Source organism: Sphingobacterium sp. UBA6645 (assembly GCF_002455685.1).
In the GTDB taxonomy this organism is placed as follows: domain Bacteria; phylum Bacteroidota; class Bacteroidia; order Sphingobacteriales; family Sphingobacteriaceae; genus Sphingobacterium; species Sphingobacterium hotanense.
In genome coordinates, this window is the sequence record NZ_DKLH01000045.1 from 25,127 (window position 1) to 40,833 (window position 15,707).

Genomic DNA, 15,707 nt, shown 5'->3' on the forward strand with positions numbered 1-15,707 from the left:
AATGAATATTGCATTCTATGCCAATGATGTCTCGCTCTTAGCTGGGACTGAGAGAGCAACTTTTCAAGTTGCAAATGAACTTGCGAAACACTCTGATATAAAGGTTTTTATCTTTTCCACTGTTGGGGAACGTCAAGATATTAAGATGGCTCTAGACAATCGGATTGAGGTTGTATCTCTGAACTATGTAAATCGATATTTTGGCTATTTCAATAATATATTAAAACTTAATAAGTTGTTGAAAAAATACGAGATTAACCATTTTATTACGGTTGAAATGATGTCGATTCTCTTCACACTGCCAACAATAATTTTTCGTAATAAATCTAGGAGTAATTTCAAGTATTATGCTTGGGAACATTTCAATTACACAGTGGATTTGGGGAGATCAATTCGTTCGCTTTGTCGAAAAATGGCGGCTAAATTTGCTGATGGTATAATAGTTTTAACAGAAAGAGATGTCGAGCAGTGGAGGTCGAATGTTAAGATTAATGGGAAAATTGAAAACATTTCTAATCCTTGTTCAATGGAAATTGTTCCGCGACAATATCCCGTACAAAATAATAACATAATTGCAGTAGGTCGACTGACATATCAGAAAGGATTCGACATTTTACTTTCAATTTGGAAAGACTTTTTAAATCAATATGAAGTTCCTAAAGAGTGGATGTTACAAATTGTCGGCGATGGTGAAGATAAACAAAAATTGTTAACATTCATTGAAGAACATACTTTGGGGGATAGGGTTGAACTCATTTCAAATACCTCCGATATCAAATCTTTATATCTCAATTCAAGTTTTTTAGCAATGACATCTCGATTCGAAGGACTTCCTATGACACTTATTGAAGCTCAAACATTAGGGTTGCCAATTATCGCTTTTGATTGTATAACTGGGCCTGCAGAAGTCGTTACAGAAGGAACAGGGTATTTAATCCCGTATGATGACAGCGAGCTATTTAAAGCAAAATTGTTTGATTTGATTTCTTCCGACACAGATCGTTCCAAGATGAGCGTGGAAGCCTTCAAACAGGCTCAACGATTCAAAAGTAGTCAAATAGGTAGCAGATGGATTGAATTTTTAAGATGTGTTTCGAACGATTAGGTATTTTCATCCAATGATCAATCTTTATGTATAGAGCATTGGATGAAATTCGATATTGTTCTAAGTAATCTAAAAACGTAGCAATGGGGTTTGTTTATGACCAAGAACGTTTAGATTTCCTATTTCGACGTTCTTTATTGATTCCTTTTCATTATTTCGATTATTAATATAGATTCCGTATTGCATAAATTTGCTAGAGTTGTGATCTATTACTTTGGCATTATTTATCCTTATACGAGGAGAAATCTTTTTATGAATTGGTTCAATGTCGTCTATATCTCTATATATTAATATTCCTGAACCGTAGAAGTCTTCTCTTTTAGTCCTATTCGGGTTTTCTATAGTTACATGATCAAATACTAGATCTGGTTGGTTATAATATGATCGAATTTCAATTCCAGCGATCGGCGCATTCTTACTCATTATTTGGTTAACATTTATCGTTCCTTTAACATTTTCTGATCTGGCACCACCAATAAAAAATGCTCTTTCTCCTTCGCTTATAATTTTATTTATTGTTATAGAAACTGGTACGCTTTTTTGATTCAATGCATGCAATGCGAAGATTATCCCAGTGTTTGCATTTCTCTTTGAATTAACTTCACCAATTTGAATGTTTTCTAATTTGTCGTAGTAGTAATCTGGCTCAAAATCAATTCCGCATTCTGGAGCAATACCATGAGTACTGTGTACATTTATATAATTTATTTTGATATTCTTGCCGCTACTAATCGTTAGACCCTGGCGTCTATTTTTGCTCGAAAATATTTTGTTAATAAATATGTTTTCATTCGACTTTCCTGAAATACCTCCAGCCATATCTCCATCTCCGGACAAAATTACCCCATCTCCCCAACATGATTCTACATCAACGTTATCTATCTGCACATTACTAGATCCGACGATAAATAATCCATACCCCCACTCGCCTTGCTTGCCTCGATGAGAGTTTCTTTCTCCAATAATTCTTAATGAATTTATACGAACATTCTCGACATAATGTAGAGAAATAATGGAATAATTTGGATCTCCATTCGGAATTGCTTTAAATATGGTTTTTGGAGAGGTTAAAATTTGTGAATTAGACGGTATGGAAAATCCCTTTTTATTCAAGTTATTTGGAGTTGTTTTTTTTCTTGATTTAAGGGATGCATCAATTAAATAGTTTCCATCGTTAAAATTTAAACTAATATTATGTTTCGCCGCAATTTCTGCCGCTCTGTTTAGTTGTTCTGTTATTTGAGGTCTGTCTGGGAAGATTCCAAAAGAAGATACATTGAGTTCCGATTCGAGTTCATAATGAAAAACCCCATTGATGTTGTTTTTAGCTCTAATGATATTTCCCCCATTGTCGTTATCGTGTAGAGTTTCATTCCAGGTATAAATAATAGGTTTAGGAAGATCGCCCGCCGAATAATATCCTAATATTTTGAAATGCTGAACGCCCCTTTGTAATGCAGAGTCGAGCTTAAATTTACTTATCTCTCTAAGTTGTGAGATTGTATTAAGTACGATGGTGTCCGTCCTAGCATTACCTGGTGACACCACATGAAACGTTGATTTTTGAAGAGTTTTGTTATCTCTTCCTGATTTTGAAGATATAGGTACATCCATTCGAGATGGGATATTTTCGTTCCTTGATCTTAAAATGATCGTTAAAATAACGAGTGTAAAAATGCATGATAAAAAAAAGATCGATTTCTTGTTCATAAACCCCTTTAGATTACGATTTATAGTCAACATTAAAGTATGATTTAAGATTCGAATATAAATAAAATAAGTCACCGTCAACTAATTTAGTTTTACAATGATTTAACTCTGTTATTTAGAAAACTCCAATTGCAACGACTTTAATTAACCCAATGAAAAATATCACTATATTTGCGTCTGCAAGAGTTTTTGAGAAACACATTGATTTTACAGCAATTTTGGTTTTCGTTTTGGCAACGTCGTAATAATTTTTGACTTTCTTTTTTAATTAAGTTGTAATACAATTGCGAATTAATCACGTTAATTATAAACGATCGGGAGTCGGTATGTTTGAATCACACTGTTTGGTATTTCAATTGTTCATAGTAGTCGGCATTATCTTGGGAAATATTTATGAAAGTTTTACACGTTATTAATAGTCTACACATAGGAGGAGCCGAAAAGCTTTTGGTCGATTTTATTCCACTAGTAAATAAAGATGGAGTTAATGCTGAGGTTCTTCTTCTAGACGGTACGAGTACTAAATTTAAAGAACGTTTAATCAGTCAATGCGAAACGCCCGTTTATTCTCTTGGGGCATCAATTTATAATCCAGTACATGTTTTTCGTATAATCAGGTATCTGAAAGGCTACGACTTAGTACACGTACATTTGTTTCCTGCACTTTATTTTGTTGCTCTCGCTAAACTACTGTCCTTTTCTAGAACACCTATTATATTTACTGAGCATAGCACTATGAATAAGAGAATGGGTAACCGGTTTTTCGCGTTGGTCGACAAGTGGATTTATTCTTTTTACTCGAGAATTATCTGTATTACTGAAGAGGTTAAGCAATCATTGATTTTTAATCTAGGCATAAAGGAAGATCGACTGGAAATAATAAATAATGCTATTGATTTAGATTTGATTAATAGGTTAATGGCAAGTGATAGACGGATTTTTGGATATAATGCTTCAGATAAGCTTGTCGTGATGGTCGCCGCATTCAGGGAGGAAAAAGATCAAGATACTTTAATTACTGCTCTCTCAGAGCTCGATGAAAATTACAAATTATTATTAATTGGTGACGGAGTCAGACGTGATGAATTACAGGCTTTAGTGGAAAGATTAGATTTACGTTCTCGAGTTAGTTTTCTAGGTTTGCGAACTGATGTTATACAGATAATCAAAATGTGCGATGTGGCAGTTCTGAGTTCGCACTGGGAGGGATTTGGTTTGGCAGCAGTGGAGGCTATGGCTTGTGGTGTGCCGTTGATTGCATCTAATGTCAAAGGTTTGGCACAGGTTGTTGGTGATGGGGGACTGCTATTTGAAAAGGGAAATATTAAAGATCTTGTTGGAAAAATAAAAAGTCTAGAAGATAAATCACTTTATTCAGAAGTTTCTATCAGTGGAGTAAGGAAAGCGACAAATTTTGATATATCAAGGATGGTAAACCGGTCAATTGAGGTTTATCGTTCTGTTGTTTTGGCAAATTAGCATAAAATAAGGAGAATCGAACTTTACAATAGAATTAACCAAGAAGTTTATATTAAGCCAAAATAATTATGTCCGAACAGAAAACCTTGCACGTTATAACAGTTTCTTTCGTAATCAACCATTTTTTTGGAGAGCAATTCGCTTTCATGTCGAAGACAAACAGAAATGAATACTTTGTTGCATGCTCCCCGTCAGAGGAACTAAAAATACTCTCCAACGCTCTTCAATTTGAGGCTGTCCCTATCTTAGTTACAAGAACTATTAATCCAATAGCGGATTTGAAAGCAATTGTTAAACTCTACGCATATATTAAGAAGAATAAAATTGACAATATAGTTGGCCACACTCCTAAAGGCGGCATGGTTGCGATGATTGCCGGTTATTTAGCGGGTTTAAAAAATAGAGTATATTTCAGACATGGTATAGTGTATGAAACAAGCAGTGGAATCAAAAGGTTATTACTTAAGTATATCGATAAATTGTCTGGAATGCTTGCTAAGCAAGTTGTTTGTGTAAGCAATGATGTAAAGAGAATATCAGAGATGGACTCTTTAAACTCTCCGAAAAAGAATGTTGTTTTGGGGATGGGAACATGTAATGGTATTGATGTCAATAGCAAGTTTAACCCGGAGAGATATTGTAGCGAAGATGTTGATTCTTTACGTAGAAAATTGGGAATCGAAGAAGGTGATTTTGTTGTTGGTTATGTGGGACGTCTGGTAAGGGATAAGGGGATAAATGAATTGATTGCGGCATGGAAAATGCTTAAGCAAATTAAGGATAAGAAATTACTATTAGTTGGGCCGATTGAAGAGCGAGACCCTATTTCCGAGGAGTCAAAACGTCTGATTTTTAGTGACCCATCCATTATTTGTACTGGATTTGTTTTAGACTCAGCGATATATTTCAAATTAATGGATATCTTTATTTTACCAACATATCGAGAGGGATTTCCGACAGTATCATTAGAGGCCTCGTCGATGCGATTGCCGGTTTTAACCACTAAAGCAACTGGGTGTAGAGAATCAATTATTGAGCATAAGACTGGGATGTTTATAGAAAATAGTAGCGAGAGTATTGCAAGTCATATAATGCTATATTTTAGAGATCTTGAAATGAGATTGGAGCATGGTGAAAATGGTAGAAAATTTGTAATTGAAAATTTTGATCAAATAAAATTGTGGAACGAAATAATTCATAAATTAAATTACTGATGGAGGTAGTGGTAACAGGTGCGTCAGGATTCGTGGGCACGAACTTGGTAGCTTATTTAAATAGTAAAAACATAAAATCAATCAATTTGTCGCTACGTAATTTTGATTGGCAAAGTCATTTTAAACCGAATACTCAAGCGCTTATCCATTTAGCCGGTAAAGCTCATGATACATCAAACTCTTCAAATCCGGAGGAATATTATAAAATAAATAGAGATTTAACAATTCAAGTTTTTGATTTATTTTTGAAATCTGAGATTAAAGATTTTTTTTACTTTAGTTCCGTAAAAGCGGTTGCAGACACAATAGATGTTCCATTAACTGAGGAACGGGTTCCAAATCCTGTCACACCTTATGGAAAATCTAAGTTGGAAGCAGAAACTTATTTGGTTAATCAAGTCCTTCCTGAGGGAAAAAGATTGTTTATTATTCGTCCAAGCATGATTCATGGTCCTGGCAATAAAGGAAATCTAAACCTATTATACAAAATTGTTCGAAAAGGTTTACCATGGCCACTAGGTGCATTCACTAATCAAAGATCGTTTCTTTCGATAGATAATCTTTGCTTTATGTTGTTGCAGATATTATTAAATCGTAAAATTGAGTCTGGTATTTATAATTTTGCTGATGACGGATTGGTGTCAACTAATGAGTTAATAGGGATAATCGGTTCTTCTCTTGGTAGGGAAACCAAGATTTATAAAATACCAAAATTGATTATTTCTAACTTAGTAAAAGTGGGAGACTATTTTCCATTTCCAATTAACTCAGAACGCTTAAAAAAGTTGACGGAATCATATATAGTTTCCAATGCTAAGATAAAAAGTGCTTTGAATATTTCTAATCTTCCGTTAACTTCCGAAGCCGGATTGTTAAAAACGCTGAATTCTTTCCAAACCTCTAATACTTTAAGATGATATATTTTTTTGTTTTGATTGCTTTATTGACGTTAGAGTTTTTATATTTTAAAGTAGCTGACAAGTTCGGAATAATTGACAAACCAAATTTCCGATCTTCTCATTCGAAGAGCACAGTGAGAGGGGGGGGGGTAATTTTTTATTTTGGGGCGTTATTTTTCTTTTTATATTCTGGGTTTCAATATCCTTGGTTCTTTTTCGGATTAACATTAATGACAATTATTTCATTTGTCGACGACATGTTTTCATTGTCAAATAAGCTTCGAATAACTATTCATTTCGTTTCTGTAATTTTGCTTTCAATTCAGCTGAATCTATTTCAAATGGATTGGTATTATTTGATTGTAACGTTTATTGTTGTAGTTGGAGTTATAAATGCTTATAATTTCATGGATGGAATAAATGGGATTACTTTTTGTTATAGTTTTGCCGTGGGTCTTCTTCTGTCTATAATGAATCATCAAATTGACTTTGTCTCACAAGACCTGCTAACTTTCACGTTAATTGCTTTATTGGTATTCGCATTTTTTAATTTTCGACAAAATGCAAGAACATTTGCGGGGGATGTTGGATCTGTTTCTATCGCATTTATTCTGATGTTTTGTCTTGGACTTCTGATCATAAAAACAGGAGATTTAATCTACATACTTTTTTTACTCATTTACGGCCTTGATTCAATTTGGACAATAGTTTTGAGATTAAAGAATAGGGAAAATATTTTTAAGCCGCACAGGTCTCATCTTTATCAATATTTGGCGAATGAGGCTGGTGTCAATAAATTAGTGGTATCCTCTATCTACGGTGTGACACAATTTATTTTAGGACTATTAATAATTAAAGTAGCGAAAGTAGATTCAATTTTAAAATGGCAATTCTCAATATGTTTTGTTGTTGTTTTAAGTGTTTTTTATTTGATTTTAAAAGGATATATTTTAAGGAAATACGTTAAAATAAAAAATTCGAATGTATAAATTGATAAAAGGAGGGAGTTCGACTGATTATCGAGGCCAGATCAAATTCATTAATGATTTTGATATGACTCCAGCAAAAAGATTTTATATTATTAAAAACGAAGGGACTGAAATTGTTCGCGGATGGCGTGCTCATATGATTGAAAGTCGATGGTTTTATGTGCTTTCTGGACGTTTTGAAATAAAAATTGTTCAAATTGTGGATCCTCAAAATGTGTCAAAGAATTCTTTAATCAATGGTGTTATTTTATCCGGTGTAGACAATTCTGTACTTTACATTCCACCAGGTTACGGAACTGCTATACGAGCAATTGAAGATGATAGTGAGATGTTAGTTTTTGCGGATCGAGCTTTAGACGAAGCACATTTGGATGACCATACATATCCTTTAGATTATTTTGTGGAAGAATAAAAAAAAATTACAAAATGCAGTATTTTTCAATATATTTAATTTTTTTGTTCTTACTTCTGTGGAATTCACCAATTTTGGATTGGTTTTTGTTTCAAACCGATATTAATTTTTTGTATCTATGAGAATATTTCTTGGTTTTATTATCTTATCAATATTTTTGACATCTTGTGCTTCCAAAAAGGAATTGGTTTATTTTCAACCAGATTCCACGCGTCTTGAAGAGATTTATGACCTACAAGTACCGAAACTCCAACCAGGAGATATTTTAGCAATTTCTGTCACTGCAGACGATGTAAGGGCAACTGCTCCTTTTAATCAAGTGTCTTCATATCAGGGAGTAACTGGAACGATACAAACGACCAGCCTTTTTGTGCCAACATATACTATAGATTCGGATGGTAATATTAATTTTCCAAAGCTCGGAAAAATTAGATTGGCGGGAAAGACGAGAGTAGAAGCTATAGAATACATGAAAACTGAGGTTGGGAAATTTATTTTAAATCCCGGCATTAGTCTCGAAATTAGAAATTTTCGCGTAACTGTTTTGGGAGAAGTAAACCGTCCAGGGAATTTCGAAATTACAAATGATCGGATAACTTTATTAGAAGCAATCGGTTTAGCAGGTGATCTAACTATTAATGGTGAACGTGGCAACGTTCTGGTTATTAGGGAGAATGAAGGTGTAAAGCGGGAGTATCGCGTGGATTTGACAAACAGAAATTCACTGAATTCTCCGGTTTATTATCTAGCACAAAACGATGTAATTTATATTGAACCAAATAATGCGAAAATTCAGTCTTCCAAATACACACAAAATACATCAATTTTCGTTTCAATTGCGGGATTAATTATAACAATTATTGCTGTAATCGTTAAATAAAACTTATGGATTATAATAAAAAGCCGGGCTTAGAAGGGGAAGCTAAGGAAGTAAATTTAAAACAACTGTTTGAACAGTATGTTTATTATTGGAAATGGTTCTTATTATCATTCATTATTTGTTTGATAGCTGCATTGATTTATTTGCGATATGCGGATAAAGTTTTTGATGTAAATGCTAAAATTCTTTTAGAAAGTGATGATAAAGCATCTGGCGAATTAGCCGGCCTTTCTGAAATAGCAAGTCTAAGTTCTATTACTGGAGGTAGTTCTGCTTTTGTCGCTGATCAAATAGATGTATTAAAATCCAGAAGGATATTCAGGAAGGTAGTCGTTCAAAGTAATTTGAATATCAATTATTTATTAAAAGGTAATTTAAAAAATACTGAGCTATTAGAAAAGAATTCACCTATAAAAATTGTCTTTGTTAATCCAAACTCCACTATTTTAGACTCCGTCAAAGCGAGTTTGCTCGTCAAAAGGGTAGGGAAAAAACTAGTGATAGAGGATAGTAAATTGGGTTCATTGGATTACGTTTTGGGACAGAAAATAAAAACGTCTCTTGGTGAAATAATCTTATTGCCTCAGAAAAATAAGATTTTGTCAAATGAAATCTTAATCTCATTTGTCCCAATTAATACTGCGGTCGATGAATTACTAAAAGTAGTTCAGATTACTCCAAACAAAGAAAAGCAATCTTATGTGGTTAATTTTTCAATGAAAAGTCGGAGTATTCCTAAAGCCGAACTCATTATTAACTCGTTAATCGAACAGTATAATGAAGATGCAACTGATGATAAGTTGAAAATATCTCGTGCTACTTCCAAATTTATTGACTCGCGTTTAGATTTAATTTCTCAAGATTTAGCAACAGCTGACTCTAAGGTCGCAAATTATAAGGATCGAAATAATCTCGTGGATATGAGCTCTGAAGCGGAGTTATACATGCAGAATTTGTCTGAAAATGAGCGAAGATTAGTAGAGTTTCAAACCCAACTTAGGTTAGCCGAGTTAATGGGCTCGGCAATTTCATCAAATACTTCAACACTGTTACCGTCTAATATTGGACTTGAAGATCAGAGTATTCAATCAGCTGTGAAAAGTTATAACGAGATGGTTCTTGAAAGAGATGATTTATTGAAATCAGCGACTCCAGATAACCCCGTTGTTCAAAACTTAAATAGGAACATAAATGAACTTGGATCAACTTTAAGAGGGTCGTTAAACAACTATAAACAAGGTTTACAGGCTAATGTAAATTCACTTCAAACTCAGAAAAACAGATTTGAAGGGAAATTGAATCAACTTCCAACACAAGAGAAGGGTTTCAAGGATATTTCTAGACAACAGCAGATTGTCGAATCCCTGTACTTGTTTTTGTTGCAGAAGCGAGAAGAAAATGAGATAAAAGCAGCTGCTACCCCCGCAAATTTAAAGGTTATCGATGAAGCTTATGGGTCAGACATCCCAGTTGCTCCGAAAAAGGCAATTATACTGCTTGGAGCAATGATAGTTGCTTTCGCAATCCCTTTCGGAATTCTTTATCTGAAATTTCTTCTCGACAACAAAGTACATTCTCGTCGAGACATTGAAGAGAAATTTGCAGCACCCATCCTTGGAGAAGTGCCAAGCTCAAATGATCCAATTGTTAAAGATAATGACCGATCTTCTCTCGCAGAGGCGTTTCGTATCCTTCGGACGAATATTGCTTTCATGCTAGGAACTAAAAAGGATTCGGCGGTTATTTTCGTTACTTCAACTACATCAGGAGAGGGTAAGTCCTTTGTTTCAACGAACTTGTCTAGGATTCTAGCCATGTCAGGGAAAAAGGTTTTATTAATTGGAGCAGATATCCGTTCTCCGAAAGTTTTAGACTATTTAGGATTATCTCATTTACAACATACAAATATCGGTATTACACAATACTTAATAAATCCCGATATGCCTGTAGAGAATATCATAATTAGAAAACCAGCTCCTTACGATTTCGATATCATTTACTCTGGATATATCGCACCTAATCCGGCAGAGCTTTTGATGAACGGCCATTTTGATGAAGTAATTGAATATGGACGCACGCATTATGATTTTGTGATTGTTGATACGGCACCGGTAAGTTTGGTTACTGATACATTGTTGATTGCTGAAAACGCAGATTTAACAATTTATGTAACGCGTGCGAATTATTTAGATAAGCGTCTTTTAAATGTTCCTAAGGAGCTTTACGAAGATGGTAAACTGAAAAACATGGCGGTCGTTTTAAATGATGTTGACTTTGCACGTGGTTACGGTTATGGCTATGGTTATGGTTACGGCTATGGATACATTGATTCGAGTTCGGTTTCTTTACGAGCGAAAATCATGAAGCAATTCTCTAATTTATTTAAGAGAAAGCAGAAATAGAAATATTATGAAAGAAAGAGGTAACATTTCGTTACCTCTTTTTTTAGTCTTTATTTTCAAAGGCCATCAAGAACTTTAATATTAGTGGTGTTTTAATGGAGTCATGGAAGAATTTTACTATCACGCTCTTAAAATCGAAATGTACCAAATTTGCGCTTTTTCTGCATCGTGGCACTAACTTTGCCCAAGCTATTCATATTTGGTAAGTTTTTATGTTTCTTTCCTCATTTTTTATTCACAAAGGTAAATTGACCTCGAACTAGGACACATAATGAACAGCAATTCACTTAGACGATATTTTCGTAAAGACAGCCCAAGGTGGGTTATTTTGTTAATCGACTTGTTGATTGTCCTTTTTTGTTATTTTTTGTCGAATTTCATCATTAACAGTTTTAAGGGACGATTTGATATGCAACTGATGGTAAAGAAGTCGATTTTCGTCTTTGCCATATATTACTTTTCTTTTCTTTATTTTAAAACCTACCGTGGGATAGTTCGTCAAACGGGATTGAGAGATGCTTGGGGTTTGCTCAAAGCTGTGTTCACAGCGTTTGCTGTTTTGATGTTTACCTCCTTTATCGTTCGTAGTATCTTTCAGGAATCTAATGCAATCAGCGTATTCTTCAGACCTTCATATGCAGTTATCTTCACCCATGCATTTTTTACGACAGTTTGTTTGGTAGCTGCACGTGTATTTTACCGAACAGTATATGAGAAGTTTTTCTTTAGCGGACGAGAGGTCGAAAGAGTAATGATCTTCGGTGCAGGTAACATGGGCACATTGACCTTAAACTTGTTCAGAAATGAAATTCGGCGAAAGGTTAAAGTAGTGGCCTTTGCGGACGACAATCCGATTAGAATCGGGAAGATGATCAATGGGTATAAGATTATCGATATGGAGAGGTTGACTCCAGATTTCGTCAAAAAAATACAGATCGACAGTATCATCATTGCATTGGATGATAACAATAAAGAACGCCTTTCGAAGATATCTGCTAGAATAGAGCCTCTACCTGTAAAGCTTAAGATTATGCCTACTTCGGCAAAGCTATTGAGTGGCAAAGCGGCAACCAGACAATTGAGAACGTTGAAGATAGAGGACTTATTAGGCCGGGAAGCGATAAAATTAGAGAACCCTGTGGTTCATGAGATGATGCGCGATAAGGTAATTCTGGTTACTGGGGGCGCAGGCTCTATCGGATCTGAATTAGTGCGGCAGATTGCTTTCACAGACTTCAAACATCTGATCGTGGTAGATCAAGCGGAATCAGCGCTATATGATATACAACAAGAGCTAAGAAGTAGTTGCCAAAAGGAAAATGTTTTATTCATGGTCGGAAATGTAAGAGATCGCCAATTTATGGACTCTATATTTGAACAGTACAGACCACAAATCGTATTTCATGCTGCAGCTTACAAGCATGTTCCATTGATGGAGCAGAATCCATACGAGTCAATTCTTACGAATGTCTGGGGGTCGAAAAATGTTGCCGATATGGCTGACAAGTATGGCGTTGAGAAATTTGTGATGGTTTCGACTGACAAAGCGGTCAACCCAACAAATGTGATGGGAGCAACCAAACGAATTGCTGAAATTTATGTCTCAGGACTCAATAGTAAGAGCCGCACAAACTACATTGTTACTCGTTTTGGGAATGTTTTGGGGTCTAACGGATCCGTAATTCCTTTATTCGAGAAGCAATTGAAGAAAGGTGGACCTTTGACCGTAACCCATCAAGATATTACAAGATACTTTATGACGATTCCTGAAGCTTGTCAACTCGTGCAAGAGGCGGCGGTAATGGGAAAGGGTGGAGAGATCTATGTTTTTGATATGGGCAAGCCGGTAAAAATTATCGATCTCGCAATTCGCATGATTCGACTTAAGGGCTACAAATATCCGGAAGACGTTAATATTGAAATTACAGGTCTTCGTCCTGGGGAAAAGATTTTCGAAGAGTTACTTGCAGATAACGAAAATACCAGCAAAACTCACCATAATAAGATTATGATCGCACGGGTGAATACCGATGATGTCGATTTGAAAAGACAAAAAATTGAGTATTTGTGTACACAGGTAGTCACACCATCTGGGGATCGTAACCCGATGTTACTTGTCGAGCTTGTTAAAGAAATCGTTCCGGAATATATTTCCAAAAACTCCATCTTCTCCAAGTTGGATAATGTAGGAGAAGCTGTCGTCACAAAATAGGCGCAAAAATTAGCGTCTTTTAACCTTTCATTTCCCTTAAGGAGCGTTATCTTTGTATAACAACGATGATCAAGAAAGAGACAATAGAAAAGGTTTTAGACGCCGCTCGTATCGAGGAGGTAGTAGGGGATTTTGTCGATTTAAAGAAAAGAGGGACTTCCTTAATTGGGAATTGTCCATTCCACAATGAAAAGACACCGTCGTTCCATGTATCGGTAAATAAAGGGATCTATAAATGCTTCGGATGTGGGGCGGGAGGAGATTCCTTAAAATTTGTGATGGAGCATGAGAAGTATGCCTATCCTGAAGCAATCCGGTACCTCGCTAATAAGTACAATATACCTATCGAAGAGGTCGAACGCTCGCCAGCTCAAATGGCAGCGCAAGACAAAAGAGAGAGTCTCTATGTAATCAATCAATGGGCATCAAAATTCTTTAAGCATACCTTATGGGAAACGGAGCTTGGCCAGTCAATTGGACTGAGCTATTTCCGTGAAAGAGGGTATCGGGATGATATCATCAAAAAGTTTGATCTAGGGTATTCTCCCGAGGCGTGGACTTCTTTGGTCGATGAGGCGGCAAAGGATGGTTTTGCGAAAGAATATTTGACTGAACTAGGTTTGGCTGTAGAACGCGACGATAAGTCTTTGTACGACCGCTTTCGAGGTCGTGTTATTTTTCCTATTCATAATCTTACTGGACGTGTTATCGGATTTGGCGGCAGAACACTAAAGAAGGATAAGACTGTTCCTAAATATGTAAACTCTCCGGAAAGTGAAATTTATCATAAGTCGAATGTCCTCTATGGCCTTCACCTAGCGAAGAAGGCAATTCTGGAAAACGATGTATGTTTTTTGGTGGAGGGTTACGCCGATGTGCTTTCCTGTCATCAGGCAGGAGTGGAACAAGTTGTTTCATCTTCGGGAACTTCGTTGACCACTGGCCAGATAAAATTGATTTCTCGTTATACAAAACAGGTCGTTATACTTTATGACGGCGATGAAGCCGGAATTAAAGCCTCATTGAGAGGGACAGACATGCTTTTAGAGGAAGGATTGAACGTAAAAGTGTTGCTTTTCCCTGACGGAAATGATCCGGATTCCTATATTCAGAAGTATGGTGCTAGCGAATTCCGATCTTATGTAGAAAAGAATCAGGAAGACTTTGTCTTCTATAAGACCAATATTCTTCTTCGCGACGCGAAGGAGGATCCGATTAAACGTGCAGAGGTCATTCGTGAGGTCGTTGAAAGTATCGCTCTTATCCCTGATGAAATTAAAGTCTCCGTCTACATCCGTCAGTGTAGCTCGCTTTTAGATATCGAAGAGCGCGTGCTGCTTTCAGAGCTCAATAAAATTCGTTTAGCAAAGGCCCGTTCCAAGGAGAAAAAAGAAGCTCAGGCACAGCAGAATCAAGCTGCTGCAGCCATGGATATGCCGCCCGGAGGCGAAGAGTGGTATCCGGCGGAGATGCTTGCAGCAATGGGAGCGGAGGTGCCTTCAGCAGAGCCCGTACAAGTAGAGTCTGCTGAGCTTCGCTTAGAAAAAGAGTTGGTTCGAATTTTATTGAACTACGGTAGAGAGCTCGTGCATTGGGAGGGCGATGGTGATGTTCCGGTTGCTCCTTTTTTGTTAGCTAGTCTGGATGATATCAAGATTATGGATAAAACCTGCAAGCTAATTGTCGACGAGTTTGCTAAGCAAGCTGAAAACTTTCAAGTGCCTGAAGCAAAGGTTTTTTTCTCTCATGAAAACCCTGAGGTTTCAACTTTAGCGGTAGATTCGGTAGTCAACAAATACGAATTAAGCCCTAGTTGGAACGACGATAAGCGGAAAATATTCGTGCCGGAGGAACTAGATCAACTAAAATCGCTCGTTATTCAAGTGATATATAGGATCAAGAAAAATAAAATAGAAGTGCAGATGCAAAGTATCCGGGAGGAGTTGAAACACACGACGGATGATGCGGACCTGCAAATTCTACTGGCGAAATATCAGAAACTAAAAGAAGGCGAACAATTGCTAGGAAACCTGCTAGGCAATATTGTCGTAAAGTAATGGATAGCCGCAAAATGATAGGGGATGAAGGAGAGAAGCAAGCGGCGGAATATTTGGAACACAAAGGGTTTGAAATTTTGGCGCAGACTTGGCGTCATAAACATCTGGAAGTTGATATTATTGCAAAGGATGGTACATTCTTAATCTTTGTTGAAGTTAAGGTTCGAAAAAGCGCTACTTACGGATACGAAAAAGCGCTAATTTCGAAAGCTAAACAGAAAGCTTTATCGCGCGCGGCAGAAGCCTACATCTTTGAAAATAATTATACCGGACAGATCAGATTCGATTTGATCAGCATCATTGATAAGAAATTAACGTATATTAAAGACGCATTTTGGGATTATTAAT

At 36.1% G+C, this 15,707-nt stretch carries 12 protein-coding genes; 11 read left to right on the plus strand and 1 reads right to left on the minus strand.

Annotated elements, in window-relative coordinates:
- The first annotated feature begins 1 nt into the window (after position 1).
- Complete coding sequence (locus B2400_RS07470; RefSeq protein ID WP_293932244.1) at positions 2-1,105, plus strand: glycosyltransferase family 4 protein; 1,104 nt, start codon at positions 2-4, stop codon at positions 1,103-1,105.
- 69 nt (positions 1,106-1,174) lie between these two features.
- On the opposite strand, the gene B2400_RS07475 is transcribed toward B2400_RS07470, so the two are convergent.
- Complete coding sequence (locus B2400_RS07475; protein WP_293932245.1) at positions 1,175-2,719, minus strand: hypothetical protein; 1,545 nt, start codon at positions 2,717-2,719, stop codon at positions 1,175-1,177.
- A 489-nt stretch (positions 2,720-3,208) separates the two neighbouring features.
- Here B2400_RS07475 and B2400_RS07480 point away from each other — a divergent pair, with 489 nt between their 5' ends.
- The 10 genes from B2400_RS07480 to B2400_RS07525 all read left to right on the plus strand — a co-directional run bounded on the left by B2400_RS07480 (position 3,209) and on the right by B2400_RS07525 (position 15,706).
- Complete coding sequence (locus B2400_RS07480; protein WP_293932247.1) at positions 3,209-4,294, plus strand: glycosyltransferase; 1,086 nt, start codon at positions 3,209-3,211, stop codon at positions 4,292-4,294.
- A 68-nt stretch (positions 4,295-4,362) separates the two neighbouring features.
- Entirely contained in the window at positions 4,363-5,508 is a 1,146-nt protein-coding gene (locus tag B2400_RS07485; protein ID WP_293932249.1) for a glycosyltransferase family 4 protein, read from the plus strand.
- A complete protein-coding gene (locus tag B2400_RS07490) occupies positions 5,508-6,425 on the plus strand; it encodes an NAD-dependent epimerase/dehydratase family protein (RefSeq protein ID WP_293932251.1) in 918 nt (305 codons plus the stop codon). Before B2400_RS07485 ends, B2400_RS07490 begins: the two co-directional genes overlap by 1 nt.
- A complete protein-coding gene (locus tag B2400_RS07495) occupies positions 6,422-7,396 on the plus strand; it encodes a UDP-GlcNAc--UDP-phosphate GlcNAc-1-phosphate transferase (protein ID WP_293932253.1) in 975 nt (324 codons plus the stop codon). Before B2400_RS07490 ends, B2400_RS07495 begins: the two co-directional genes overlap by 4 nt.
- On the plus strand, positions 7,389-7,808 hold the full coding sequence (locus tag B2400_RS07500; RefSeq protein ID WP_293932255.1) for a WxcM-like domain-containing protein: 420 nt from the start codon (positions 7,389-7,391) through the stop codon (positions 7,806-7,808). Before B2400_RS07495 ends, B2400_RS07500 begins: the two co-directional genes overlap by 8 nt.
- A 118-nt stretch (positions 7,809-7,926) precedes the next feature.
- The gene (locus tag B2400_RS07505; RefSeq protein ID WP_293932256.1) at positions 7,927-8,688 is read left to right on the plus strand and encodes a polysaccharide biosynthesis/export family protein; all 762 of its coding nucleotides are present in this window, start codon (positions 7,927-7,929) and stop codon (positions 8,686-8,688) included.
- 5 nt (positions 8,689-8,693) lie between these two features.
- On the plus strand, positions 8,694-11,090 hold the full coding sequence (locus tag B2400_RS07510) for a GumC family protein (protein WP_293932258.1): 2,397 nt from the start codon (positions 8,694-8,696) through the stop codon (positions 11,088-11,090).
- Between the two features lie 409 nt (positions 11,091-11,499).
- Positions 11,500-13,302: a polysaccharide biosynthesis protein gene (locus B2400_RS07515; protein WP_293932260.1), complete on the plus strand. Its 1,803-nt coding sequence runs from the start codon at positions 11,500-11,502 to the stop codon at positions 13,300-13,302.
- A 65-nt stretch (positions 13,303-13,367) separates the two neighbouring features.
- On the plus strand, positions 13,368-15,359 hold the full coding sequence (gene dnaG / locus B2400_RS07520; protein ID WP_293932262.1) for a DNA primase: 1,992 nt from the start codon (positions 13,368-13,370) through the stop codon (positions 15,357-15,359).
- Entirely contained in the window at positions 15,359-15,706 is a 348-nt protein-coding gene (locus B2400_RS07525; RefSeq protein WP_293932264.1) for a YraN family protein, read from the plus strand. The genes dnaG and B2400_RS07525 overlap by 1 nt, the downstream gene beginning before the upstream one ends.
- Position 15,707: the final 1 nt, after the last annotated feature.

Coding starts and splice junctions, on each gene's coding strand:
- B2400_RS07470 (WP_293932244.1), top strand. CDS start 2: ATGAATATTGCATTCTATGCCAATGATGTCTCGCTCTTAGCTGGGACT.
- dnaG (WP_293932262.1), top strand. CDS start 13,368: ATGATCAAGAAAGAGACAATAGAAAAGGTTTTAGACGCCGCTCGTATC.
- B2400_RS07525 (WP_293932264.1), top strand. CDS start 15,359: ATGGATAGCCGCAAAATGATAGGGGATGAAGGAGAGAAGCAAGCGGCG.
- B2400_RS07515 (WP_293932260.1), top strand. CDS start 11,500: ATGCAACTGATGGTAAAGAAGTCGATTTTCGTCTTTGCCATATATTAC.
- B2400_RS07510 (WP_293932258.1), top strand. CDS start 8,694: ATGGATTATAATAAAAAGCCGGGCTTAGAAGGGGAAGCTAAGGAAGTA.
- B2400_RS07480 (WP_293932247.1), top strand. CDS start 3,209: ATGAAAGTTTTACACGTTATTAATAGTCTACACATAGGAGGAGCCGAA.
- B2400_RS07495 (WP_293932253.1), top strand. CDS start 6,422: ATGATATATTTTTTTGTTTTGATTGCTTTATTGACGTTAGAGTTTTTA.
- B2400_RS07485 (WP_293932249.1), top strand. CDS start 4,363: ATGTCCGAACAGAAAACCTTGCACGTTATAACAGTTTCTTTCGTAATC.
- B2400_RS07505 (WP_293932256.1), top strand. CDS start 7,927: ATGAGAATATTTCTTGGTTTTATTATCTTATCAATATTTTTGACATCT.
- B2400_RS07500 (WP_293932255.1), top strand. CDS start 7,389: ATGTATAAATTGATAAAAGGAGGGAGTTCGACTGATTATCGAGGCCAG.
- B2400_RS07490 (WP_293932251.1), top strand. CDS start 5,508: ATGGAGGTAGTGGTAACAGGTGCGTCAGGATTCGTGGGCACGAACTTG.
- B2400_RS07475 (WP_293932245.1), bottom strand. CDS start 2,719: ATGGATGTACCTATATCTTCAAAATCAGGAAGAGATAACAAAACTCTT.